The sequence below is a fragment of the Roseomonas sp. E05 genome (genome assembly GCF_030063475.1).
Classification (GTDB): Bacteria; Pseudomonadota; Alphaproteobacteria; order Acetobacterales; family Acetobacteraceae; genus Pseudoroseomonas.
Genome location: NZ_JASIRT010000005.1, coordinates 177,329 through 200,879, shown reverse-complemented (window position 1 = coordinate 200,879; position 23,551 = coordinate 177,329). Strand labels below are relative to the sequence as shown.

Below are 23,551 nucleotides of genomic sequence, written 5' to 3'. Positions count from 1 at the left end.
GCATGGCGGGGCCCCTGGTCGAGATTCGTGACCTCACCGTCAGCTTCGACGGCATCCCGGCGCTGCGCGGCGTCGATCTCGCCGTCGGGCGCGGGGAGGCGGTGGCGCTGGTCGGTGAGTCCGGCTGCGGCAAGTCGGTCACCTGGCTCGCCGCGCTGGGCCTGCTGCCCGGCAAGGCGAGGGTCTCCGGCAGCGTCCGGCTGGAGGGCGCGGAGCTGCTCGGCGCCGCCCCCGCCACGCTGGACAGGGTGCGCGGCGGCCGCATCGCCATGATCTTCCAGGACCCGGCGAGCAGCCTGAACCCGGTGCACCGCATCGGCCGGCAGATCACCGAGGCGCTGCGGCTGCATCGCGGCATGGACGGCGCGGCGGCACGGGAGGAGGCGCGGCGCCTGCTCGACCGGGTCGGCATGCCGGATGCCCGGCGGCGGCTGGAGGCCTATCCGCACGAGCTCTCCGGCGGGCAGAACCAGCGCGTGATGATCGCCATGGCGCTGGCCGGCCAGCCCGAGCTGCTGGTGGCCGACGAGCCGACCACGGCGCTCGACGTCACCATCCAGGCGCAGATCCTGGAGCTGCTGCAGGAGATCCGGCGCGATACCGGCATGGCGCTGGTGCTCGTCTCGCACGACCTCGGCGTGGTGGCCGAGACCTGCGAGCGGGTCTGCGTGATGTATGCCGGCCGCATCGTCGAGGAGACGGCGGCCGAGCGGCTCTTCACCGGCCCGGCGCATCCCTATGCCCAGGGCCTGCTCGCCGCGCTGCCGCCGATGCACGGGCCGCGCCGCCCGCTGGCCGCCATTCCGGGCGGCGTGCCGGAGCCCTGGGCCATGCCGCCCGGCTGCCCCTTCGCGCCGCGCTGCCCGAAGGCCGCCGCCGCCTGCGACGCGGGCGTGCCGGCGCTGGGCGCCGTCTCGCCCGGGCACCGTGCCGCCTGCATCCGCCCCTTCGCCCCGGCCGCGGCGCCGGTGCGCGCGCCCGAGCTGCAGCCGGCATGAGCGCGCCGCTGCTGGAGGCCGAGGGGCTGGTCCGCCGCTACACGATGCGGCGCGGCTGGCTCGGCCGGCCGGTGGAGGTGCGGGCGCTGGACGGCGTCTCGCTCACCCTGGAACGCGGCCGCACCCTGGGGCTGGTCGGCGAATCCGGCTGCGGCAAGTCCACCACCGGCCGGCTGGTGCTGGGCGTCGAGAAACCCGATGAGGGCGCCGTCCGCTTCGAGGGCGCGCCCTTGCCGCCGCCCGGCACCGCCGGCTGGCGGGCGCTGCGGGCGCGGATGCAGATGGTCTACCAGGACCCGCTCGGCGCGCTGGACCGGCGGCTGACCATCGGCGCGCAGGTGGCCGAGCCGCTGGAGATCCATCGCCTCGGCGCCGATGCCGAAAAGGTCGCGGCGCTGCTGCGTTCGGTCGGGCTGCGGCCGGACCATGCCGACCGCTACCCGCACGAACTCTCGGGCGGCCAGCGGCAGCGCGCCGTGCTGGCCCGGGCGCTCGCCACCGACCCCGCCTTGCTGGTCTGCGACGAGCCGATCAGCGCGCTCGACGTCTCCATCCAGGCGCAGGTGATGAACCTGCTGGCCGAGGTGCAGGCGGCGCGCGGCATCTCGCTGCTCTTCATCAGCCACGACCTGCGCGCGGTGCGGCAGGTCAGCCACCGGGTCGCGGTGATGTATCTCGGCCGCATCGTCGAGGAGGGCGAGCCGGACGCGGTGCTGCACGACCCGGCGCATCCCTATGCCCAGGCGCTGGTCTCGGCCATTCCGCATCCCGGCCGGCGGGGGCGGCGCATCGTGCTGCAGGGCGACCCGCCCAACCCCGCCGCGCGCCCCACCGGCTGCGCCTTCCACCCGCGCTGCCCGGTGGCCAGCGCCCGCTGCGTCGCCGAGACCCCGGCGCTGAAGCCGCGCCCCGGCGACGGCCGCCGGGTCGCCTGCCATGTGGCGCAGGGCGAGATCCCCGCCGGCCAGGGCATCGCCGCGCCCCAATTGCGGGAAGCCGCCTGAATGCTCCGTTTCCTCGCCTTCCGACTGTCCCGCTCGCTGCTGACCCTGGTGCTGGTGGTCACCTTCGCCTTCGTCGTGCTGCGGCTCTCCGGCGATCCGGCGCTGATCATCATGTCGCCCGACGCGCCGCCCGAGGCGGTGGCCGCCTTCCGCCGGTCCTGGGGCCTCGATGACCCGCTCTGGATGCAGTATCTCCGTTACTTCACCGCCATCCTGCACGGCGACCTCGGCAACTCCATGCGCGACGGGCGCAGCGCCATCGCCCTCGTCGGCGAGCGCATCCCCGCCACCCTGGCGCTGACCCTGCCGGCGCTGGCGCTGAAGCTCGGCCTCGGCATTCCGGCCGGCATCTACGCGGCGCTGCACCGCAACTCCTTCGCCGACCGCGCGGTGATGCTGCTGGCGGTCGCCGGCTTCACCGTGCCCTCCTTCGTGCTGGGCCTGCTGCTGGTGCTGGTCTTCGCCGTGCAGCTGGGCTGGCTGCCCTCCGGCGGGCAGGACACGTGGATGCACGCCATCCTGCCGGTGATCACGCTGGGCATGGGCGGCGCCGCGGTGCTGGCGCGCTTCACCCGCTCGGCCATGCTGGAGGTGCTGGGGCAGCCCTACATGCGCACGGCGCTGGCCAAGGGCGTGCCCTGGCATGTCGCGGTGCGCCGCCATGCGCTGCCCAACGCCGCCATCCCCACCGTCACCATCGTCGGCTTCATGGTGGGCTCGCTGCTGGCCGGCGCGGTGGTGGTGGAGAGCGTCTTTTCCTGGCCCGGCGTCGGGCGGCTGCTGGTGGTCGCCGTCGCCAACCGCGACCTGGCGGTGGTGCAGTGCATCCTGCTGCTGGTCGCCGCCACCATGATCACCGCCAACCTGGTGGTGGACCTGCTCTATGGCGTGCTCGATCCGCGGCTGCGGATGGGCGCGCGGGAGGCCGCGTGATGTCCGACACCACCGCCGCCACGCCGCCGCCGGCCACCCTCGCGGCGCCGCTGGCCCGCAAGCGCGCCGGCCTGCCGCCGATGGTGCTCTTCGCGCTGCTCTGGATCGCGCTGATGCTGGGCATCGCCTTCCTGGCGGACTGGATCAGCCCCTTCTCCCACACCGCGCTCGACCTGCGCGCGCGCCTCGCGCCGCCGGTCTTCATGGGCGGCTCCTGGCTGCACCCGCTGGGCAGCGACGAGCTGGGGCGGGACGTGCTGAGCCGGCTGATCGTCTCGATCCGCCTGTCGCTGCTGATCGCCTTCGGCGCGGCCATCATCGGCGCGGTGCTGGGCGTCACGCTGGGCTTCCTGGCGGCGCATTTCCGCGGCCTGGTCGAGCAGGCGGTGATGGCGCTGGTGGATTTCCAGGCCTCGATGCCCTTCCTGATCCTGGCGCTCTCGGTGCTGGCCTTCTTCGGCAACTCGCTGCCGCTGTTCATCTGCCTGCTCGGCCTGCATGGCTGGGAGCGCTATGCCCGCATCGCCCGCGGCCTGGCGATCAGCGCCGGCGGCCAGGGCTATGCCGCCGCCGTGCGGCAGCTCGGCGCCACGCCCTGGCGGATCTATGCCCGGCACGTGCTGCCCAACATCGCCTCCACGCTCATCGTCTCGATGACGCTGGCCTTCCCGGAGATCATCCTGCTGGAAAGCGGCCTCTCCTTCCTCGGCCTCGGCGTGCAGCCGCCGGACACCTCGCTCGGCAACATGGTGGGCTATGGGCGGGAATACCTGACGCGAGCGCCCTGGATCCTGCTGACGCCCTCCGTGGTGATCGTGCTGACGACCCTTTCCGTCAGCCTGCTGGGCGACTGGCTGCGCGACCGGCTGGATCCCACCCTGCGCTGAAGGAGCGGGCGAGGGGGCTTTGCGGAATCGATCCCTGGTGTTCTTCGCGGATCGGGCATACCATATCTGGTAGTGGCGCCGGCCGATTCGCAGGTCCGGCGCCGGCACGCCCAGCCTACCGGAGCCTTCATGGACGGATACAGCCACCCTCTGCCCCGCCTTCACCGCGCGGAGGCCGATGCCCCGCCAGGCGAAAGCTTCGGCGAGACGCCGCTGCCCGCGCGGCCGCTGGATGCCGGCATGGGCCTGGCGGTGGGGCGGCGCACCGTCTTTCGCCCGGAGGACGGCGAGAGCTTCGGCCGTGTGGCCGACCGGGTGGCGGAGGGCAATCTCGGCCTGCTCGGCAGCGGCGCGGCACGGGTGACCGAACAGGCGCGGCTGCGCAATGCCATCGCCACGGGGGCGCTGCTCACCTCGGGGCGCCACCTGCAGCATGGCGATGCCGGGCAGGCCGGGCGCAACCTGGAGGTCTTCACCAACTGCGCCACGGCGATCGCCTCCTTCGCCAAGTTCTACCTGCTGCTGAACGGCTCCGGCGTCGGCCGCGCCTATGACGACGCGCTGGCCACGGTGGACTGGGGGCAGGCGCCTGAGCTGCGCCTCCACCTCTCCCCGGAGCATGCCGACTACCCGCAGGACCGCCCCGCCCTGCGCCGGTTCGGCACCGAGATGGGCCTGCTGCCCTGGGGCGGCACCGAGGAGAGCTTCGACGCGGCCGCCGAGGCCGGGCTGCGCGACTTCCTCGCCCGCGAGCTGGTGCCGGACCTGGAGAACCTGCCCGCCAACGCCGTGCTGCACCGCGTGGCGGACAGCCGCGAGGGCTGGGCCAAGGCGATCGAGGTCCTGGAGGCCATGGCCTTCCGCGGCGAGGCCGACCGCGTGCTGGTGCTGGACCTTTCCGAGATCCGCCCGGCCGGCAGCCCGATCCGCGGCATGCAGGGGCGGCCCTCCTCCGGCCCCATCTCGCTGCTGCGCGGCCTGCTCAACATCCGCCGCCACGTCATCGAGCCGGCCCGCGGCCGTGATCCGCAGGGCGAGGCGCTGCAGCCCTGGGAGCAGGCGCTGCTGGTGGACCACTATCTTTCTGTCGAGGTGCAGGTGGGCGGCGCCCGCCGCGCCGCGCGCATGGCCACCAAGTCCTGGCGCGACCCGGGCATCCGCCGCTTCATCCGCGCCAAGTCGGAGGGCGGGCTCTGGACCGCCAACCACTCCGTGATGGTGGACCGAACCTTCTGGGCCCTGGTGCGCGGCGAGGACAGCGGGCCGCTGGCCCGCCATGCCCGCATGGTCTTCGAGGAGGTCACGGCCTGCGCCTACATCAACGGCGAGCCGGGCTTCATCAATGGCGACCTGCTGGAGGACCACCGCACCGGCAGCGCCTGGGACAAGCCGGTGCATGAGGATGGCCGCGACTTCCGCAGCGCCCGCTACCAGGTGGATGCCGCCGCCGGCCTGCTGGCCGAGGCCTCCCGCCGCGCCGCCGAGGCCCGCTTCCCCGTGACGACCAACCCTTGCGGCGAGATCACGCTGCACGTCACCGGCGGCTACTGCGTCATCGCCGATTTCGCGCCGCTGCTGGCCTGCCCGGCCGATTTCAACGGCTTCATCCCCGGTGCCGCGCCGGAGGAGGTGACGGACCTCTGGGACCGCCGGGTGGAGGATGCCGTGCGGCTCGGCGTGCGCTTCCTGATCCGCGCCAACCGGATGGACGCGCTCTATGGCGAGGAGGTCGCGCGCACCAACCGCATCGGCATCGGCCCGACCGGGCTGCATGAATGGGCCTGGATGCGCTTCGGCCTCGGCTTCCGCGACCTGCTGGACGAGAGCCGTGCCGCGCCCTTCTGGGCGGCGCTGCGCCGCCTCTCCGCCGCCGCCAAGGACGAGGCCGACCGCTATGCCGACGCGCTCGGCGTGGCGCGTCCGGTGACGGTGACCACGGTGAAGCCGGCCGGCACCACCAGCAAGCTCTTCGGCCTGACCGAGGGCGCGCATCTCCCGGCCCGCCGGCAGTACCTGCGCTGGGTGCAGTTCAAGGGCACGCGCGATGTGGAGACCGGCGAATGGCACCGCGGCTCCGACCCGCTGCTGGCGGATTATGCGGCGCGCGGCTACCCGCTGCGGGAGCTGCGCAGCTTTCCCGGCATGACCATCGTCGGCTTCCCCACCGTGCCGCTGGTGCAGCGGCTGGGGCTGGGCGAGCAGCTGGTCACCGCACCGGAGGCGGCGCCGGAGGAGCAGTACCAGTGGCTGCGCCTGCTGGAGCGGCACTGGATCGGCGCCGAGCGGGGCAACCAGGTCAGCTACACGCTGAAGGTCTATACCGACCAGCACGATCTGGACGCCTTCCGCACCATTGTCGCCGCTCATCAGCCGGAGGTGCGCTGCTGCAGCGTGCTGCCGAGCCAGCCGGACGAGAAGCTGGGCTACGAGTACCTGCCGGAGGAGGAAGTCTCGGCCGGCCGCTTCGCCGCATTGGTCGAGGGCATCACCGACGAAGCCAGCCGGGAGGCGGTGGACTGGGCGCACCTGCAATGCGCCAGCGGGGTCTGCCCGATCTGAGGAAAAGTCTGGGGGAATGAATTCCCCCAGTCCCCCTTCTTTTTGCTTCGCGTTTCCCGCCCTGGCAAAGGGCGATGCGCTTGAACGGACAAAAAGAAGATGGGGGTTTGGGGGAATTCATTCCCCCGATCTTTTTACTCTGCTTCCTCCAGGAACACCGGCCGGGCCGAAGGCTCCGCCCGCAGCCCCGCCTCTCGCAGGGAGGCCATCAGCATGGTGGCGGGCAGGCGCAGGTAGCGTTCCAGAAGCTGCACGTAGAGCCCGGCGAAGATGGGTCCATGCCCGTCGGAGGCGCCATCCTGCGTGCTGCTGAGCGCGTGGGCCAGTTCGTGCAGCAGCACCCAGGGCGGGAACTCGGCGGGCAGGCGCAGGCGCAGGCGATTGGCGTCGGCCATGCGGCGGGTGGCCTGAGGAGGCAGGGGCTCGACCTTGGGCGGGTAGCGCAGGCCCAGCTCGGCCCAGATGGCATCCACCATGCCCTGGGCGGCGGCAAAGGGGAGGGGTGCGCCGCCATGCGGGGCCACCACCCGGTCCTCCCAGGCATAGAGGCGCTGGCGCTGGCTGTCGCGGAGGCGCCTCATTCGATCAGGCCGGGGGAACGGCCGCGCAGGGGGCGGTTCAGGTTGACGCGGTCCCCGGCGGCATAGCCCTGGTGGTAGGAGCCATCCGGCTGGATGGCCTGCCGCCGGGTGGCGACGAGCCGGATGGCCGCCTCCCGGAAGGCTTCCTCCACCACCTGCTGCTTGGCGACGACCAGCGCCGTGCCGGCGCTCGGCCGCGCCGCCATCCCGGCCTGGCGCTCGCGGGCCATCGCCTCCAGGCGCTCGGCGATGCGGCCGGCCATGCCCTGCTGGAAACTGGTGGAGGCGCGCCGCAGGGGAAGTCCGCGCAGCGCCGGGCGGGCGGCGCGGAAGGTGGCCAGTTCGGCGCCGATGCTGCGCTCGACCACGGCGAAGAGGTAGGCGGCCAGCGCGGTGTCCGGCTCCAGGCCGAAGAAGACGTAGCGCGCGCCCCGCGATTCGCGCGCCAGCCAGACCTTGCAGTCGCAGAAGCGGGCGATGGCGGGGACGCAGGCATCCACCGGGCGCCGGCGCCGGCCGGCGAGCGGCACCTCCACCTGGACGCAGCGGGCCTCGCGCAGCTCCACCTCGTCCATGCTGAGGGCGTAGCGCTCCAGCAGCCGGCCGACCATCTCGGCCGCGGCGAGCGCCTCGGCCTCGGTGCAGCCATTGGAGACGGTCTTCTCCGTCAGGGCCCGGATGCGGGCCTTGACCCGCGCCAGTTCGGCAGCCTGGTTCATGCCATTCCTTCATGCATGGGGCCGTCCATAGCATGCGCCGGCGGCTGCCGGCAGCAGGGGGCGAGAGGGCGGCAGCTCTGCCGCGGAATGCCTCAGGCGATGAGAAAAACGACAAGGCGAGGCTAAGAATCGGGGGAATTTCCTTCCCAAACCGGTGCGGGAGGGGAGTAGAACTGCGGCCCCGCCGGCGTTCCCCATGGCTGCGCTCGCGGCAAGGCTGCCCTCTGGAGATTTCATCCCTGTGACAGCATGGCCCGGTATAGAGAGGTGCGACCGATCACCACCGCCGGAGCCTGCCGTGTCGAGCAGCCTTGCGCTGAAGCTGGATGAAGCGACGCGCCAGCGGCTGCAGGCGCTCGGCCGCGTGCGCGACCGCTCGCCGCACTGGCTGATGAAGAAGGCCGTGCTGGAGTTCCTCGACCGCGAGGAGAGCTACGAGCAGGAGAAGCGGGAGGATCTGGCGCGCTGGGAGCGGTACCGCCTCTCCGAGCGGGCCGTCACGCAGCAGGCCGTCGAGGAGTGGCTCGACGGCTTCGGCACGGAAGGCGCCCGCCCCCTCCCGGGGCGGTGACCGGCCGTCGCCCATGGCAATGCTGGTATGGCTGCCCGAGGCGGTGGCCGATCTCGACCGTCTGCTGAGTGCCCTCCGCGCCCGTAGCCCGGAGGCCGCGCGCCGTGCCGCGCAGACGGTTCTCCGCGTGACGCGGCGGCTGGCGGAGGACGTGATGCTGGGCCGGCCGCTGGCCGACGGCACCGGGCGGCGCGAGCTGCTGGTGCCGCTCGCAGGGATCGGCCTGATGGTGCGGTACGGTCTTGATGAGGCTGGCAGGGTGGCCCTGATCCGCATCGGACAGGGACGGGAGGAATGGGCATGACGGTGCTGCTGCGCTTCTTTCTTTCCGGCCCCTCGCGGCGGGCCGCCTTCGGCCAGGCCGAGCTGCGTTACGGCCTGTCCCCTTGAGACAGCGGCTTTCCGCCCCCGCAAAGGGGGGCAGGGGGGTGTTTGGAAGGCTTCACACTCCCTAAATCATGCGGCGGCCACCTGGAGGTGACGCCAATCCCCTAGCCTGTCCTCGCTCGCTCCACGCTTTCCGGCGTGGTGCGGGGCTCTGTGCCGGACACGGGCGAGGGCAGGGTTCCGGGACCTGTGCGGTCCCCCAGAATGAAGTGCAGGTGAATCAATGGACGGGATGTTTACCTACGGCGCGACGGATCAGGGCGAGTCGGACAATGCGACGCTCAAGGCGCGCGCGGCGTTCGGCGACATCCTGACCCAGGATGGCCAGGACAACACGGACCGCCTCGATTCCAACGGCAGCACCGGCCATGTCTGGCGCCCGCAGTTCCCGGAGGAGTTCGACGGCCTCGAGGAAGAGGCGCGCCCGGCCGCCGAGGGGGACGAGACGGAGGAGACCGAGCGGGCCGAGGCTTCCGACGAGGAGCGCGAGGAGTCCGAGGACGAGGCTGCCGAGGGCGGCAACGTCAACGGCGCCAGCCTGGCCCGCTCGGACGACCCCGTCCGCATGTTCCTGCGCGAGATGAGCGGCACCGAGCTGCTCTCGCGCGAGCAGGAGATCGCGCTGGCGCAGCGGATCGAGGCCGGGCGCGACGCGATGCTGGCCGGGCTTTGCGAGAGCCCGATGACCTTCGCCCATCTCGCCACCTGGAAGGCCGCGCTGGAGCAGGGGCAGATGCCGCTGCGCGACGTGGTCGAGCTGGAGGCGATGGCCGCCGATGCGGCGCCGGAGCCGGAGGTCACCGAGGAAGAAGGCGAGGCCGCCCCGCACGCCACCCTCGATGAGAAGATGAAGCCGGAGGTCCTGGCCTCCTTCACCGCCGCGCTGGAGGCGCATGCCGCGCTGCGCAGGCTGCCCGCCGGCAGCGAGACGGCGATGGCGCAGCGGCAGGAGATGGTGGCGCTGTTCGGCGCGCTGCGCCTGCGCCCGGCGCGGCTCGACATGCTGGTCGCGCAGGTGCGCGACATGAACCGCCGCCTGCTGGCGCTCGACGGCCAGGCGCTGCGGCTCGCCGTGGCGGCCCGCATGGAGCGCGAGGACGTGCTGCGCGTGTGGGATGGCAGCGAGGAAGGCGCCGATGCGCTGCTGGTGGCGGCGCAGAAGGTTCGTACCTCCTCCGCCCGGCGCGAGGCGGCGCTGCGCGAGCTGGCCGAGAAGCTGCCCGGCATCCGCGCCGCGATCATCAGGCTGGAGGCGGAGAGCGGGCTTCCCGCCACGCAGCTGCGCCGCGTCTGCGCCGAGGTTGGCCGGGGCGAGCGCGACATGCGCAAGGCGAAGGAGGAGCTGACGCGGGCCAACCTGCGGCTGGTCGTGCACATCGCCAAGCGCTACCGCAACCGCGGCCTGATGTTCGGCGACCTGATCCAGGAAGGGAACATCGGCCTGATGCGCGCGGTCGACAAGTTCGACTGGCGCCGCGGCTTCAAGTTCGCCACCTACGCCACCTGGTGGGTGCGGCAGGCGATCACCCGCTCGCTGGCCGACCAGGCGCGCACCATCCGTGTTCCCGTCCACATGACGGAGACGGTGGGCAAGGTGGCGCGCATGAGCCGCCGCTTCGCGCAGAAGGCCGGCCGCGAGCCGACGCCGGACGAGCTGGCGGCGGAGCTGGGCATGTCGGTGGACAAGGTGCGCGCCGTGCAGCGGCTGGCGCGCGAGCCGGTCAGCCTGGAGAACCCGGTGGGCGACGACGATGACGGCCGCCTCGGCGACTTCATCGAGGACGAGAACGCGGTGATGCCGTTCGACGCGGCGGCGCGCTCCTCGATGCGCGAGGCGACGATGCGCATCCTCTCCGACCTGACGCCGCGCGAGGAGCGTATCCTGCGCATGCGCTTCGGCATCGGCGGCGAGAACGACCACACGCTGGAGGAGGTCGGCAAGACCTTCAACGTGACCCGCGAGCGCATCCGCCAGATCGAGGCGAAGGCGCTGAAGAAGCTGCAGGGCTCGAAGCGCGGCAGGTCGCTGCGCAGCTTCCTGGCCTGAGGAGGAAAGCCCGGGGGAAGGAATTCCCCCGGTCAAACCTCTGGGTTTGACCCTTCTTCGTTTTTGCCGGTTGGGGCTGCGCTTTCCGTCCGCGCGGGAGACCTGAAGAAAAAAGATGGGGGGCCGGGGGAATTCCTTCCCCCGGACTTTTTCATTGGATTTCGGTCTCGACGACGCCGACGCCCTGGAATTCCGCCCGCACCTTGGTCCCTGGCCGCACCAGGATGTTCCCCGTGCAGCTTCCGGTGGTGATCACCATGCCCGCCTTCAGCCCGCCGTAGCGCCGCGCGCCGGTATTGGCGAGCCACTGCACCAGGCGGATCGGCTCGCCGGCGGAATTGCCGCCGACATGCTCCACCGCCACCTCGCCGTTGAAGGTCAGCCGCACCGGCACGGCGGGCGGGTCGATGCGCTGCCAGCCGGCCAGCGCCGGGCCGACCACCAGGGCGCCGTGGCTGGTCTGGTCCGCCGCGTGGCTCAGCGGATCGAGCCCGAGGCGGACGAAGCGCGTGTCCACGATCTCGATGGTGGGGTGCATGCTGGCGATGGCAGCGATCACCTCTTCGCGCGCATAGGCTGTGTCGCGCGGGGGCAGATCGGCTCCCAGGCGATAGCCGATCTCGGCCTCGATGCCGGTGATGTTGAACGCGGCGGCGTGGAAGGGCGCGGCATCGAAGCGCAGGTTCTGCGCGTGCAGCGGCGCGCAGCCCGGCTCCGCGGTGGGGCTGGCGGCGCCGACCTTCCAGCCCGCGACGGGGCCCAGCTCCGCCGCCACCAACGCCTGGATGGCATAGACATCCTCCATGTCGGCCGGCCGGGCGCCCTCGGGCAGGGCTTCGAGCCAGTTCCGGCTGTGGCGGGCCTGGAGAAGGGCGGCGGCGGCGGCGGCGGCGTCAATGGCCATGGGGCGAATCCTCCGGGAGCATGCGGGGCATCCTGGCGAGGCCCGGCGGCAGCGTCGAGAGGGGTAAGCCGGATGGCTGGCGGGCCTGTTCCGGCGGTGATAACCAGGATTCCGTCCAGGATTCGCCGCTCGTGACCATCGCCGCCCCTTCCGCTGACCCTTACCTGCTGCTGCGGCTCGGCAGCCGGACCTGTGCGCTGCCCGGCAGCGCCGTGCGGGAGATCCTGCCGCTGCCCCGGCTGTGGCGGCCGCCCGGCCTGCCGCGCCCGCTCGCCGGCTTCCTGAACCTCGGCGGCGAGGCGCTGCCGGTGCTCGACCTGGTGCGGCTCTTCGGGCTGGCGGCGGAAGGCGCCGAGGGCGAGGCGGCGCTCTACCGGCACGTCGTCGTGGTCGCGGGGCGGCAGGGGGCGCTCGGCCTGCTGGTGGACCGCGCGCTCGACCTGCTGCGCATCCCGCAGGGCCGGCTGCGCCCTCTCGCGGCGGAGGCCACCCCCAATGGCTGCGCCCTGGCGGAGATCGAGACGCCGGAGGGCTTCGTGCACCTGCTGGCGGTGGAACGCGTCCTGCTGGCGCAGGAGCAGGCCGCCCTGGCGGCGCTGCGGGAGAATGCCCAGGCCCGGCTGGCCGAATGGGCCAGCGCGGGCTGATGTCCCACGCGCCCGGCCCGTTCACCCCGGCCTTCATCCCGGATGCGGATTTCCTGCGCCTGAAGGCCATGGTGATCGCCCGCACCGGGCACTTCTATTACCAGGACAAGGACTCGCTGCTCTGGGAGCGGGTGCGGCGCCGGCTGCGCGAGACCGGCCTGCCCGGCACCGCCGCCTATATCGAGCGGCTGAAGGACCCCGTTGCCGGCGAGGCCGAATGGGCGGCGCTGGTGGCGGCGATCACCATCGGCGAGACCTTCTTCTTCCGCTATGCCGAGCAGTTCGCCGCACTGCAGGGAACCATCCTGCCCGAGCTCATCGCGCGCAACGGGGCGACACGCCAGCTGCGGATCTGGAGCGCCGGCTGCGCCAGCGGGGCGGAGCCCTATTCCATTGCCATCCTGCTGCGCCGCCTGCTCGGCGAGGCGCTGCCGCAGTGGCGGATCGGCCTGATCGGCACCGACCTGAACGAAGCGGTGCTGCAGGTGGCGCGGGGCGGCCTGTACAGCCGTTGGGCGCTGCGCAGCCTGCCGGCCGAGGAGGTGGAGCGCGACTTCACCCCCGCCGCCGACGGCCGGCACTGGGCCTTGCGGCCACATCACCGCGCGATGGTGCGCTTCGAGCGGCACAACCTGCTGAGCCTGCTCGACGGCACCTCGCCGCTGCAGTTCAACGAGTTCGACCTGATCCTCTGCCGCAACGTCCTCATCTACTTCCATCCCGAGGTGGTGGAGCGGCTGGTGCGCGCCCTGGCGGAGCGGCTGAAGGAAGGCGGCTGGCTGCTGCTCGGCCATGCGGAGCCGAACCCCGCCTTCGCGCAGTTCCTGGACGTGGTGAACCTGCCCGGCACGGCCGCCTACCGGCGCGGCGGCGGCGCACTGCCACTCCTGCCGGCCGTCCCGCCGGCGGCCCTCCCGGCCATGCCCCCGCCGCCGGCCGCCTGGGCGCCCCTGCCGGTGCCGCCGGCCTCGCGGCCGCCGCCCGTCCCGTCAGCGGCGCCGGCAAGGCCTGGCCCGGCCGCGCCGGCGCAGGCCGCCGCCCTGCTGGAGGAGGTGCGCGCCCGGGCCGATCGCGGCGACCTGGCCGGCGCCGAGGAAGCCTGCCGCGCCGGGCTGGCCGCCGAGCCGACGCATCCCGCGCTGCACTACTATGACGGGCTGGTGGCCCGCGCCCTGGGCCGGCCGGCGGCGGCGGAGCAGGCCTTCCGCCGCGCCCTCTATCTGCGGGGCGACTTCATCATGGCGCATTACCAGCTTGGCCTGTTGTTGCTAGATGAGGGCCGCGCCGCCTCGGGCCGCCGTGCCCTGGCGGTGGCATCGCGCATCGCCATGAGCCTGCCGGGCGGCGCGGCGCTGGAGGAAGGGGACGGGATGACGGCGCAGGAGCTTCGCACCACGGTACGGCTGCATCTTGAGGCGCTCGGTCCGGTGAAGGGTTCCTGATGCCCAATCGTGGCGTCCTTGTCCCGCCCCCGCGCGCCGCGCGCATCCTGGAGCAGCGCACGCGGCTGCTCGCGGCGCGCGGGGCCGCGGCCGCCCCGGCCGAGGCCCGGCTGACGGTGATGGCCTGCCAGCTGGAAACGGAGTTCTACGGCCTGCCGCTGGGTGCCGTCGCGCAGGTGCTGCCGCTGATGGCCTGGGCGCCCGTGCCCGGCGCGCTGCCCGCCGTGCTCGGCCTGTTCAGCCATGCCGGGCAGATGTTCTGCCTGCTGGACCTGGCGATGGCGCTCGGCCGGGCGGCACCGCAGGGGGAGGGGGGACACGTGCTGCTGCTGCGCGCGGCGGGGCCCCGCCGCTTCGCCCTGCGGGTGGAGCGGGTGGCCGGCGCCACCGAGGTCACGCCGCTGCAGGATCCCGGCCGCCCGGCCGAACGGGCCCTCACCGGCCATGCCCTCACCCCGCCCGAGCTGGCCGGCGGGCGGCGCGCCCTGCTCGGACTGGTCGATTCCCACCGGCTGCTGCAACCCTTCATGGCGCCTGCCCTGCCTTCCGGAGCGTGACGAATTGAGCATCGCCAACCGAATCCTCGCCGGCTTCATGGCCATCACGCTGCTGCTGATCGGGCTCGGCCTGTACAGCCTCAATCAGATCAGCGTCGTCACTGAGGCCACCGAGACCATCGTCACGCGCGACCTGGCGATGCTGCGCCACGTGATGGAACTGCGCGACGCGGAAAGCACGATGCAGGACACCCGCAGCCGCAACCTGTCGCGCTTCCTGCTGCGCGGGCTCGGCCGCGAGGTGCCGCCGGACGATCTTGCGCAGTCCTGGTCGCGCCATGCGGCCGATGGCGAGGCGGTCCTGCAGCAGATGCAGGCGGATGCCAGCCGCAACGCCGCGCAGGCGGTCTCCGGTGACCGGGAGGGGGGATGGCAGCGGATCAATCAGCAGCTGAACCAGGCTGCTGCGGCGCTGCGGCAGATCCGCGACCAGACGCAGGCGCAGTTCCAGGCTATCCGCGCCAACGACCTGCCCGCGGCGATCGCCGCCGGGGAGGCCATCGTCGCCAGCCGCACCGCCTTCGACCGGCTGACCAACGGCGTGCAGGAGACGCTGAACGCCGTCATCAGCAACGGTCAGGCGCGCGGCCGGGACATCTACCAGGAGAGCCGGTTCTCGGTGATCCTGGTGCTGATCGGCGCGGTGGTGCTCGGCATCGCCATCACCCTGCTGATCCGCCGCTCGATCACCCAGCCGCTGGCCACCTTCATGGCCTTCGTCGAGCGCATCGGGCGCGGCGACCTGGCCGGCGAGGCGGCGGTGACCGGGCCGGACGAGCTGGGCCGGCTCGGCGTCACGCTCAATGCCATGGTCGAGGGGCTGCGCCAGCTCGCGCGGCAGAGCCGCGAGGCGACCGAGAACCTCAACGCCTCCGCCGCCGAGATCCGCGCCAGCACGCAGGAGCAGGCGGCCAGCGTCGAGGAGCAGCTCGCCGCCGTGCAGGAGACCGCGGCGACGGTCGATGAGATCACCCATTCCGGCGTGCAGATCGGCAAGCGCGCGCAGGAGGTGATCGCCTCCGCCCAGGCCACCGCGCAGACTTCCACCGCCGGCCTGAAGGCGGTGGACGAGACGGTGCGGGCGATGGATTCCATCCGCGAGCAGGCCGAGGCGGTGGCCAGCAACATCGTCGCGCTCTCGGAGAAGACCCAGGCGATCGGCGAGATCATCGCCACCGTCAACGATATCTCGGAGCGCAGCCATCTGCTGGCGCTGAACGCGGCGATCGAGGCCGCCGCCGCCGGCGAGCAGGGCCGCAGCTTCGCCGTGGTCGCCGCCGAGATGAAGACGCTGGCCGACCAGGCCAAGGAAGCGACCGGGCAGGTGCGCTCGATCCTCGGCGACATCCAGCGCGGCATCAACTCCTCGGTCATGCTGACGGAGGAGGCGGTGAAGCGCGTGGCGGCGGGACGGCGGCGCACCGACACCACCCACACCACGATCACCGAGATCACCGGCCGCATCCAGGAGAGCGTGCAGACCTTCCAGCAGATCGTCGCCAGCACCAACCAGCAGCAGCTCGGCATCGAGCAGGTGATGAGCGCGCTGCAGAACATCCGCCAGGCCAGCCAGCAGACGGCGGCCGGCACGCGGCAGCTCGACACCGCGGCGGCCAACCTCTCGCAGCTCTCCGAGCGGCTGGTCGGGCTGGCCGACCGCTACCGCTTCTGAGCCGCCGCATGCGCCGCGGCTCCACCATGGCCCCGGCCCCCGCCGCCGCGCCGCCTCCGGCGCGGCGGCGGGGTTGGGCGGCCGGCCGGAGGGGCGGCCCGTGAGCGACGACCTGCGCCAGGAGCTGCTCGCCGCCTTCGGCATCGAGCACCAGGAGCACCTGCAGGCCATCCGCGCCGCGCTGGCGGCGGTGGAACAGGGCCGGCCTTTCGACCTGCGGGACGTGTTCCGCCGCGCGCACAGCCTGAAGGGCGCCGCGCGGGCGGTGGACCTGCCTGTCGTGGAGGAGATGGCCCACCGGCTGGAGGCGGTGTTCAGCCGGATCGGCGAGGGCGGTCTGGCGCTGGGAGCGGAGACGATCGCGGCGGTGCAGCTCGGGCTGGATGGCATCGAGGGCCATGTGGCGGCGCTGCAGGGCGGCGCCCCCTCCGAGCCGCCGGCGGCGGCGCAGCAGGCGCTGGACCGGCTGCTCGGCCGCGCGGTGCCGGAGGCGGCGTCGCCGCAGCCCTCCCGGCCGGAACCGCCGCCGGCGGAGCCGCCCGCCATCAAGCCACCCGCTGCCGAGCCGCCCGGTGCGGCGGTGGAGTATCTCCGGGTGAATGCCGGGCAGGTGGAGAGCCTGACCGGCGCGGTGCAGGCGCTCGCCGAGGCGCTGCGGGAGCAGGCGGCGCTCGGCGCCGGGCTGCGCGCGCTGGAGGCGGAGGTCCGCGACCTCCGGCGGGCCTGGGAGGCCCAACCCCGCGAGCGCGGCGCCGGCAGCCGCGCGCGCGACTTCGACCGCGACCTGATGCGGCTGCTGCGCCACGTCACCCGGCTCGGGCGGGAGCAGCGCGGCGGCGCCTGGGCGGTGGAGGCGGCCCTCGGCGGCCTGCGGCAGCGGGTGGAGCGCATCACCCTGGTCCCCGCCGAGGCCATTCTCGGCTCGCTCGGCCGCATGGCGCGCGAGCTGGTGCGCGAGGCCGGCCAGGAGGCGGCGGTGCGCCTCGAAGGGCTCGACCTGCAGGCCGACCGGCGGGTGCTGCAGGCGCTGAAGGACCCCGTCACCCATCTGCTGCGCAACGCCGTCAGCCATGGCCTGGAGAGCCCGGCCGAGCGCGCCGCGAAGGGCAAGTCCGCGGAGGCCGAGATCGGCCTGCGCCTCGCCGCGCGCGGCGGGCTGCTGGTGCTGACGGTGTTCGACGACGGCCGCGGCCCGGACCTGGAGCGCATCGAGGCGGTGGCGGTGCAGCGCGGCCTGCTGCCGCCGCGCGCCACCGACCAGCCGCCGCCGCCGGCCGACCGCGTGCTGGCGCTGGTCTTCGAGCCCGGCTTCTCGACCAATGCGGCGGTGGACCGGCTCTCCGGCCGCGGGATGGGGCTCTCGGTGGTGGCGGAGGCGGCGCGCCGGCTGCGCGGCAGCGCCACGCTGCGGCCGCGCCGCCCCTGGGGCGCCGAGGTCGAGATCGCCGTGCCGCTCTCCGCGGCGCGCGAACCGGTGCTGCTGTTCAGCGCCGGCGGCCAGACCTACGGGCTGCCGAGCCGTGGCGTCGAGCGCCTGCTGCGCCGGCGCGCCGCCGAGGTTGAAACGGTCGAGGGCAAGCCTGTCCTGCGCATCGAAGCGGGCGGTCGCGACGTTATCGCTCCGATGATTGCCCTGCCCAGCCTGCTCGGCCAAGCCGCCAGCCCGATCCCGGTGGAGGACGGACATGTCACCGCCGTGTTGCTGCGCAGCGGCGAGCGCCGCTGCGCCCTGGCGGTGGAGGCGCTGCACGACGTCCGCACGCTGATGGTGGACGCGGTGGACACGCCCGGCCTGGAGGGCGATCTGGTGGTGGGCGCGGTGCCGCTGGGGGCGGCGGCGCCGGCCCTGGTGCTGAGCCCGGAGGGTCTGGTGGGCCGCTGGCTGCGCGACGAGGGGCGGCTCGCCGCCGCCGGGCTCGGCCTGGTCGCGGCGCAGGAGGCGCGCGAGGCGGCCACCATCCTGGTGGTGGACGATTCGATCACCACCCGCACGCTGGAGAAGAGCATCCTGGAGGGGCAGGGCTTCCGCGTGCTGCTCAGCGTGGACGGGCTGGACGCGCTGAGCCGGCTGCGCAGCGGCGAGGCGCTGGTGGACCTGATCGTCGCCGATGTCGAGATGCCGCGCATGGACGGCTTCAGCCTGCTGCAGGCGCTGAAGAACGATCCGCGGCTGGCGCCGATCCCGGTCATCCTGATGACCTCCCGCGCCAGTTCCGAGGACATGCGGCGAGGGCTCGAGCTGGGTGCCGGCGCCTACATCACCAAGCAGAAGTTCGACCAGCGCGAATTGCTCGCAACCATTGGCCAGATGCTGTGAAGCTTTCGACTGAGCCGGTCCGCGTCATGATCGTCGAGGATTCGCTGGTGGTGCGGCGGCTGCTCGCCCATATCGTCTCCTCCGATCCGCGCCTCACCCTGGTGGCGGCCGTCGCCTCGGCCGAGGAGGCGCTGCGCGAGCTGCCGCGCATCCGCCCCGAAGTCATCTCGATGGATATCCGCCTGCCCGGCATGGACGGGCTGGAGGCGACCCGGCGGATCATGGCCGAGCAGCCGACGCCGATCGTCGTCATCGCCGACAGCGTCGAGGACAGCTCGCTGCGCATCTCGATGAACGCGCTGCGCGCCGGCGCGCTCTCGGTGGTGGAGAAGCCGGTCGGCATGGAAACCGGCGGGCATGAGCGCATCGCCGGCACCATCTGCACGCAACTCTACATCATGAGCCAGGTGCCGGTGATCCGCCGGCGCAGCATGGGGCCGGTGCGGCCGCCGCAGGCGGTGCGGCCGGAGCCGCTGACGGCGCCGCAGCCGCCGGCGCTGCTGGCGATCGCCGCCTCCACCGGCGGGCCGCCCGCGCTGGCCCAGGTGCTGGGCGCCCTGCCGGCCGACTTCCCGCTGCCGGTGCTGCTGGTGCAGCACATGGGCAGCGCCTTCATGGAGGGCTTCGCGGCCTGGCTGGACGGGCTGGTGCCGCTCGCCGTCGGCATCGCGCAGGAGGGCGAGGCGCCGCGGCCGGGCCGGGTCTATGTCGCCCCCGGCGACCGGCACCTGCTGCTCGGGTCCGGCGGCCTGCTGCGGATCAGCGGGGAGCGGCCGCTCTCCAGCCAGCGCCCCGCCGCCACGCTGCTGTTCCGTTCGGTGGCCGAGGTGCTGGGGCCGCAGGGCCTCGGCGTGCTGCTCACCGGCATGGGCGAGGACGGCGCGGTGGGGCTGACGGAGATGCGCCGCGCCGGCGCCCTGACCATCACCGAGCATGAGAGCACCGCCGTGGTCTATGGCATGCCGGCGGCGGCCGTGCGCATGGGCGGCTCCAGCCTGAGCCTGCCGCTGCCGCTGATCGGCCCGCGCCTGGTGCAGTTCGCGGGGCGGCGGCCGTGAACAGCGTCACCCTGCCGCCCGGCCCGCCCGTCCTGCTGGTGGAGGACTCCGACACCCAGGCCCTGCAGATGCAGCGCCTGCTGGAGCGGCAGGGCTTCACCGCCACCCGCGCCGCGACGGCCGAGCTGGCGCTGGAGGCGCTGAACCGCACGCTGCCCGCCCTGGTGATCGCCGACTACCACCTGCCCGGGATGAACGGCGACGAGCTGGTGCGGCAGATCCGCCTGAACAGCCGCACCCGCGCCATTCCCGTGCTGATGCTGACCGAGGCGCAGGAGGGCGACCTGGAGCGGCAGGGGCTGGAGAGCGGCGCCGACGCCTATGTGCCGAAATCGGCCGGCCACGACCTGCTGCTGCTGCGCATCCGCGCGCTGCTGCGCAGCCGCACCGCCGCCTCGCCGGCCGAGCAGGCGCCGGGCATGCTCGCCTTCCGCCGGGCGCAGGTGCTGGTGGTGGATGACAGCCTCACCTACCGCACCTACCTGACCGGCCTGCTGGCCCGCGACGGCTACCGCCTGGAGGCGGTGGAGAGCGCCGAGGCGGCGCTGGGAGCCGTCACCGCCGAGCCGTCGGCCTGGGACTGCGTGGTGCTCAACGCCTTCAGCGCGGGCTTCGACGGCGTGGCGCTCTGCGCCCGGATGAACGCCCTGCGCGGCGCCGGCACGCCGGGCGCGGATGGGGCGAGCTTCCAGATCGTGGCGCTCGGCACTGACAGCCCGATCGGGCGGGAGACCCTGGCCAGCGTCTTCGAGGCCGGCGCGGACGACCTGATCCCCGCCACCGCGGAACCCAAGGTGCTGAGCGTGCGCATCCGCGCCGCGCTGCGCCGCAAGCTGCTGCAGGACGAGGACCGGCGCAGCGCCGCGGAGCTGCGCGAGCGCGAGCTCTCGATGCAGCGGGCCCAGGCCGAGGCTGCCGCCGCGCAGGCCAAGGCGGCCCTGGCCGAGGCGCTGGCGCGCGCCAATGGCGAGTTGGAGGAGGCCAACCGGCAACTCCGCGAGACCCAGACCAAGCTGGTGCAGGCCGCCAAGATGGCCTCGCTGGGCGAGCTGGTCGCCGGCATCGCGCATGAGATCAACAACCCGCTCGCCTTCATCCTGGCGCATCAGGGCACCGTGGCGCGGCTGCTCGGCCAGGTGGAGGGCATGCTGGGGGAGAGCGCCGCCGCCCGGCCGCTGGTCGCCAAGTGCCGCGACCGCTCCGGCTCCATGGCGCTCGGCCTGCGGCGGATCCAGGACCTGGTGCTGAAGCTGCGCAAGTTCTCCCGCCAGGACGACACCTTCCAGCGGGTCAACGTGCCGGATGCGCTGGACACCGTGCTGACCCTGCTGGCGCACAAGCTCGGCGACCGGATCGTTGTCGAGCGGCGCTACGGGGCGGTGCCGGAGCTGCGCTGTTCCCCGGCGCTGCTGAACCAGGTGGTGATGAACATCGTCAGCAACGCGGCGGACGCCATTCCCGCCGAGGGCACCATCACCATCGAGACCGCGAACGACGCGCAGGAGTACCGCATCACGATCAGCGACTCCGGGCCCGGTGTCCCTGCAGGCTTGCGCGAGCGGATCTTCGAGCCATTCTTCACCACCAAGCCGGTCGGCTCCGGCACCGGGCTGGGGCTGGCCATCGCCTACAACGTCATCAAGGCGCATGATGGCACGATCTCTGTCGGCAACGGGCCTGCGGGTGGCGCATCCTTCGTGATCAGCGTACCAATGCAGACGGAACGCTGAGCACGATGGACGTACAGCCCGACCTTTCGCCAGCGACCTTGTTGCTGGTCGATGATGAACCGGAGATCCTGGTCGCCCTCGCCGACCTGTTCGAGGACGAGTTCCGCGTCCTGACCGCCGCCTGCGGCGCCGAGGCGCTGGCGCTGCTGGCCCGCGAGCCGGCGGTGGACGTGATCATCTCGGACCAGCGGATGCCGGGCATGACGGGGGACGTCTTCCTTGCCCAGGCGCGCGGGATCACCGATGCCGAGGCGCTGCTGCTGAGCGGCTATGCCGACCTGGAGGCGGTGATCAGCGCCGTCAACAACGGGCGCATCGCCGGCTACGCGCCGAAGCCCTGGGAGCCGGCGGCGCTGCTCAGCATGGCGCGCAACGCCGTCGCCCGCCGCGGCCTGGCCCGTGCGCTGGACACCGAGCGTGCGCTGCTGCGCGGCCTGCTCGATTCCTCGACGGACGCGCTGAGCTTCAAGGATACCGAGGGCCGCTTCGTGCGGCTCAACGCGGTGAAGGCTGCGGCGCTCGGCCGGACGGTGGAGGCATGCGTCGGCCGCAGCGAGGCGGAGCTGCTGCCCCCCGCCGCCCGGGCGGCGCTGCTGGCGGCGGACCGGGCGGTGATGGAGAGCGGCCAGCCGGCGGAGGTGACGGAGCAGCGCGGCAGCGAGGAGGCGCCGCCGCGCTGGGTGCGGGTCAGCCGCATCCCGATCTGCGGCGCCGCCGGGCGCGTGACCCATCTCGCCACCATCGAGCACGACACCACCGAGCAGCGCGGGCTGGAGGAGCGGCTGCACCAGGCGGAGAAGATGCAGGCGCTCGGCACCATGGCCGGCGGCGTGGCGCATGACTTCAACAACCTGCTGACCGCCATCCTGGGCAGCCTGGACCTGCTGACGCACACCCCGCTGGCGGAGCCGCGGCAGCAGAAGCTGCTGCGCAACGCCATCACCGCGGCGGAGCGCGGCTCCACCCTGACGCAGCGCCTTCTCAGCTTCAGCCGCAAGCGCGAGCTGCAGCTGCGCGCCAGCGACATCAACCGGCTCGTGCGCGAGATGGACGACCTGCTGCTGCGCAGCCTGGGCGCGGGCATCGAGCTGCGGCACCGGCTGGAGACGGAGCTCTGGCCGGCGCTGGTGGACCCGGAGCAACTCGGCCTCGCGCTGCTCAACCTCTGCATCAACAGCCGTGACGCCATGCCAAAGGGCGGCACCATCACCCTCACCACCCGCAACCTCGTGGTCGGCGAGGACATGGTGCACGACCTCGCTGCCGGCGAATACGTGGCGGTGGCGGTGGCCGATAACGGTGACGGCATGCCGCCGGCCGTGCTGGCGCAGGCCTTCGAGCCCTTCTTCACCACCAAGGAGGTGGGGCGCGGCACCGGGCTCGGCCTCTCGATGGTCTATGGACTGACGCGGCAGTCCGGCGGCACGACGACCCTCGCCAGCACGCCGGGGCAGGGCACCACGGTGGAACTGCTCCTGCCGCGCGCGCACCAGCCGGCGGACAGCGCGCCGGAGCATGGCGGCGCGGCGGCGCCCGCGACCCTGCCGGTCAGCGTGCTGGTGGTGGATGACGACCCGGGCGTGCGTGGCGTGACCGCGACCTTCCTTGCCAATCTCGGCCACCGTGCCGTCGAGGCGGCGGATGGCGAAGCGGCGCTGCGGGTACTCGAACAGGGCGAGGACATCCGCGTGATGGTCACGGACCTGACGATGCCGCGCATGACCGGGCAGGAACTGGCCAGCCGCGCGCATCGGCTGCGCCCCGGGCTGCCGATCCTGCTGCTGACCGGCTATGCCGATCCCGAGGCGGTGCCGGAAGGCTATCCGGTGCTGCGCAAGCCGTTCCGGCAGGCGGATCTGGCGCGCTGCATCGCGCTTTTGCTGAGGCCGCCCTTCGCCTGAGCGGGAAAGGGGTGAAACAAGGAGGGCGGGAACGGCATGGCGCTGCCGCCGGAACTCCTGCAACGCCCGCCGCACGGGCCGTGCGGCGGGCGCCCCGCCGGAGCGGCCGGCGGGGCGGGGCGACTCAGGCCTTGGCGGCCTTGCGCTTGCTCTTCTTCAGCGCCGTGAAGGCGGCCTCGCGCAGCGCGGGGGAGGGCTTGAAGCGCACCGTGGCGCCGGCCTTCACCGCCACCTTCTCGCCGGTGCGCGGGTTCATCGCCGTGCGCTTCGGGGTCTCGCGCACCGCGAAGGCGCCGAACTCGGGAATGGTGAAGCGGCCGGTGCGGACGATTTCGGCCTTGATCGCCTCGATGATGTCGCCGGCCAGCGCATTGGCGCCGACACCGGTGATCTCGATGGAATTCTGAATCGTGTCGGCGAGGAACTTCTTTGACATGGTCTTGCCTTTCGAGCGATTCCATAGGCAAAGCACAGCCAGCGCCCGGCGTGAAGTCCCTCGCATTGCTGTCCCTGCAAGAAGCCGCTGCGATTTGCCGGGAAGCCGCGGCCTTGCGCGGCGGCGGGATGCACCGGGCCGGATGACAGCGCGACGCGGCCTGCCGCCCGGCCCGCAGGAGCTAACTTCCTTGCCCGGCCG

The 23,551-nt window shown here is 72.9% G+C and carries 20 protein-coding genes; 16 read left to right on the top strand and 4 right to left on the bottom strand.

The annotated features are described in order from the left end of the window. Positions 1-2: 2 nt before the first annotated feature. From QMO56_RS07975 to QMO56_RS07955, 5 genes are all read left to right on the top strand, one after another. Entirely contained in the window at positions 3-998 is a 996-nt protein-coding gene (locus QMO56_RS07975; protein WP_283524744.1) for an ABC transporter ATP-binding protein, read from the top strand. Then, entirely contained in the window at positions 995-2,002 is a 1,008-nt protein-coding gene (locus QMO56_RS07970; protein ID WP_283524742.1) for an ABC transporter ATP-binding protein, read from the top strand. Before QMO56_RS07975 ends, QMO56_RS07970 begins: the two co-directional genes overlap by 4 nt. Next, entirely contained in the window at positions 2,003-2,935 is a 933-nt protein-coding gene (locus tag QMO56_RS07965) for an ABC transporter permease (RefSeq protein WP_283524740.1), read from the top strand. After that, the gene (locus tag QMO56_RS07960) at positions 2,935-3,822 is read left to right on the top strand and encodes an ABC transporter permease (RefSeq protein ID WP_283524738.1); all 888 of its coding nucleotides are present in this window, start codon (positions 2,935-2,937) and stop codon (positions 3,820-3,822) included. The genes QMO56_RS07965 and QMO56_RS07960 overlap by 1 nt, the downstream gene beginning before the upstream one ends. A gap of 129 nt (positions 3,823-3,951) precedes the next feature. Next, positions 3,952-6,381 carry a recombinase gene (locus tag QMO56_RS07955; protein WP_283524736.1) on the top strand — a complete coding sequence of 810 codons (2,430 nt, stop codon included), beginning with the start codon at positions 3,952-3,954 and terminating at the stop codon, positions 6,379-6,381. 134 nt (positions 6,382-6,515) lie between these two features. Here the strand turns inward: QMO56_RS07955 and QMO56_RS07950 are convergent, their stop codons facing one another. Both QMO56_RS07950 and QMO56_RS07945 read right to left on the bottom strand, forming a co-directional pair. Further along, entirely contained in the window at positions 6,516-6,962 is a 447-nt protein-coding gene (locus QMO56_RS07950; RefSeq protein ID WP_283524735.1) for a hypothetical protein, read from the bottom strand. Then, on the bottom strand, positions 6,959-7,681 hold the full coding sequence (locus QMO56_RS07945; RefSeq protein ID WP_283524733.1) for a DUF2786 domain-containing protein: 723 nt from the start codon (positions 7,679-7,681) through the stop codon (positions 6,959-6,961). The genes QMO56_RS07950 and QMO56_RS07945 overlap by 4 nt, the downstream gene beginning before the upstream one ends. A gap of 298 nt (positions 7,682-7,979) precedes the next feature. On the opposite strand from QMO56_RS07945, the gene QMO56_RS07940 reads away from it, so the two are divergent. The 3 genes from QMO56_RS07940 to rpoD all read left to right on the top strand — a co-directional run bounded on the left by QMO56_RS07940 (position 7,980) and on the right by rpoD (position 10,686). After that, positions 7,980-8,252, top strand: coding sequence for a CopG family ribbon-helix-helix protein (locus QMO56_RS07940; protein WP_283524732.1), 273 nt, complete (start codon positions 7,980-7,982; stop codon positions 8,250-8,252). Positions 8,253-8,265: 13 nt separating this feature from the next. Next, positions 8,266-8,556, top strand: coding sequence for a type II toxin-antitoxin system RelE/ParE family toxin (locus QMO56_RS07935; protein ID WP_283524730.1), 291 nt, complete (start codon positions 8,266-8,268; stop codon positions 8,554-8,556). 306 nt (positions 8,557-8,862) lie between these two features. Continuing rightward, entirely contained in the window at positions 8,863-10,686 is a 1,824-nt protein-coding gene (rpoD, locus tag QMO56_RS07930; protein ID WP_283524729.1) for an RNA polymerase sigma factor RpoD, read from the top strand. 151 nt (positions 10,687-10,837) lie between these two features. Here rpoD and QMO56_RS07925 read toward each other — a convergent pair whose 3' ends face one another. Continuing rightward, on the bottom strand, positions 10,838-11,590 hold the full coding sequence (locus QMO56_RS07925; RefSeq protein WP_283524852.1) for a 2-keto-4-pentenoate hydratase: 753 nt from the start codon (positions 11,588-11,590) through the stop codon (positions 10,838-10,840). 131 nt (positions 11,591-11,721) lie between these two features. Between QMO56_RS07925 and QMO56_RS07920 the strand changes: the two genes are divergently transcribed. The 8 genes from QMO56_RS07920 (at position 11,722) to QMO56_RS07880 (ending at position 22,914) form a co-directional block, all read left to right on the top strand. Next, the gene (locus QMO56_RS07920; protein ID WP_349362347.1) at positions 11,722-12,237 is read left to right on the top strand and encodes a chemotaxis protein CheW; all 516 of its coding nucleotides are present in this window, start codon (positions 11,722-11,724) and stop codon (positions 12,235-12,237) included. Then, a complete protein-coding gene (locus QMO56_RS07910; protein WP_283524728.1) occupies positions 12,237-13,679 on the top strand; it encodes a protein-glutamate O-methyltransferase CheR in 1,443 nt (480 codons plus the stop codon). The genes QMO56_RS07920 and QMO56_RS07910 overlap by 1 nt, the downstream gene beginning before the upstream one ends. Then, on the top strand, positions 13,679-14,236 hold the full coding sequence (locus QMO56_RS07905) for a chemotaxis protein CheW (RefSeq protein WP_283524727.1): 558 nt from the start codon (positions 13,679-13,681) through the stop codon (positions 14,234-14,236). The genes QMO56_RS07910 and QMO56_RS07905 overlap by 1 nt, the downstream gene beginning before the upstream one ends. Before the next feature lie 4 nt (positions 14,237-14,240). Continuing rightward, entirely contained in the window at positions 14,241-15,908 is a 1,668-nt protein-coding gene (locus QMO56_RS07900; protein ID WP_283524725.1) for a methyl-accepting chemotaxis protein, read from the top strand. A gap of 100 nt (positions 15,909-16,008) precedes the next feature. Further along, positions 16,009-18,225: a response regulator gene (locus tag QMO56_RS07895; protein ID WP_283524724.1), complete on the top strand. Its 2,217-nt coding sequence runs from the start codon at positions 16,009-16,011 to the stop codon at positions 18,223-18,225. Between the two features lie 26 nt (positions 18,226-18,251). After that, positions 18,252-19,283 (top strand): chemotaxis-specific protein-glutamate methyltransferase CheB, encoded by a 1,032-nt coding sequence (gene cheB / locus QMO56_RS07890; RefSeq protein ID WP_283524851.1) that lies wholly within the window; start codon positions 18,252-18,254, stop codon positions 19,281-19,283. Then, positions 19,280-21,013, top strand: coding sequence for a response regulator (locus QMO56_RS07885; protein WP_283524723.1), 1,734 nt, complete (start codon positions 19,280-19,282; stop codon positions 21,011-21,013). Before cheB ends, QMO56_RS07885 begins: the two co-directional genes overlap by 4 nt. A 5-nt stretch (positions 21,014-21,018) precedes the next feature. Beyond that, positions 21,019-22,914 carry a response regulator gene (locus QMO56_RS07880; RefSeq protein ID WP_283524721.1) on the top strand — a complete coding sequence of 632 codons (1,896 nt, stop codon included), beginning with the start codon at positions 21,019-21,021 and terminating at the stop codon, positions 22,912-22,914. A gap of 124 nt (positions 22,915-23,038) precedes the next feature. Here QMO56_RS07880 and QMO56_RS07875 read toward each other — a convergent pair whose 3' ends face one another. Further along, positions 23,039-23,350 carry an HU family DNA-binding protein gene (locus tag QMO56_RS07875; protein WP_283524719.1) on the bottom strand — a complete coding sequence of 104 codons (312 nt, stop codon included), beginning with the start codon at positions 23,348-23,350 and terminating at the stop codon, positions 23,039-23,041. Positions 23,351-23,551 lie beyond the last annotated feature (201 nt).

Bases quoted from the DNA above. Each gene is read 5' to 3' on its own strand.
- QMO56_RS07975 (WP_283524744.1), top strand. From the start codon at position 3: ATGGCGGGGCCCCTGGTCGAGATTCGTGACCTCACCGTCAGCTTCGAC.
- QMO56_RS07970 (WP_283524742.1), top strand. From the start codon at position 995: ATGAGCGCGCCGCTGCTGGAGGCCGAGGGGCTGGTCCGCCGCTACACG.
- QMO56_RS07965 (WP_283524740.1), top strand. From the start codon at position 2,003: ATGCTCCGTTTCCTCGCCTTCCGACTGTCCCGCTCGCTGCTGACCCTG.
- QMO56_RS07960 (WP_283524738.1), top strand. From the start codon at position 2,935: ATGTCCGACACCACCGCCGCCACGCCGCCGCCGGCCACCCTCGCGGCG.
- QMO56_RS07955 (WP_283524736.1), top strand. From the start codon at position 3,952: ATGGACGGATACAGCCACCCTCTGCCCCGCCTTCACCGCGCGGAGGCC.
- QMO56_RS07950 (WP_283524735.1), bottom strand. From the start codon at position 6,962: ATGAGGCGCCTCCGCGACAGCCAGCGCCAGCGCCTCTATGCCTGGGAG.
- QMO56_RS07945 (WP_283524733.1), bottom strand. From the start codon at position 7,681: ATGAACCAGGCTGCCGAACTGGCGCGGGTCAAGGCCCGCATCCGGGCC.
- QMO56_RS07935 (WP_283524730.1), top strand. From the start codon at position 8,266: ATGGCAATGCTGGTATGGCTGCCCGAGGCGGTGGCCGATCTCGACCGT.
- rpoD (WP_283524729.1), top strand. From the start codon at position 8,863: ATGGACGGGATGTTTACCTACGGCGCGACGGATCAGGGCGAGTCGGAC.
- QMO56_RS07925 (WP_283524852.1), bottom strand. From the start codon at position 11,590: ATGGCCATTGACGCCGCCGCCGCCGCCGCCGCCCTTCTCCAGGCCCGC.
- QMO56_RS07910 (WP_283524728.1), top strand. From the start codon at position 12,237: ATGTCCCACGCGCCCGGCCCGTTCACCCCGGCCTTCATCCCGGATGCG.
- QMO56_RS07905 (WP_283524727.1), top strand. From the start codon at position 13,679: ATGCCCAATCGTGGCGTCCTTGTCCCGCCCCCGCGCGCCGCGCGCATC.
- cheB (WP_283524851.1), top strand. From the start codon at position 18,252: ATGATCGTCGAGGATTCGCTGGTGGTGCGGCGGCTGCTCGCCCATATC.
- QMO56_RS07880 (WP_283524721.1), top strand. From the start codon at position 21,019: ATGGACGTACAGCCCGACCTTTCGCCAGCGACCTTGTTGCTGGTCGAT.
- QMO56_RS07875 (WP_283524719.1), bottom strand. From the start codon at position 23,350: ATGTCAAAGAAGTTCCTCGCCGACACGATTCAGAATTCCATCGAGATC.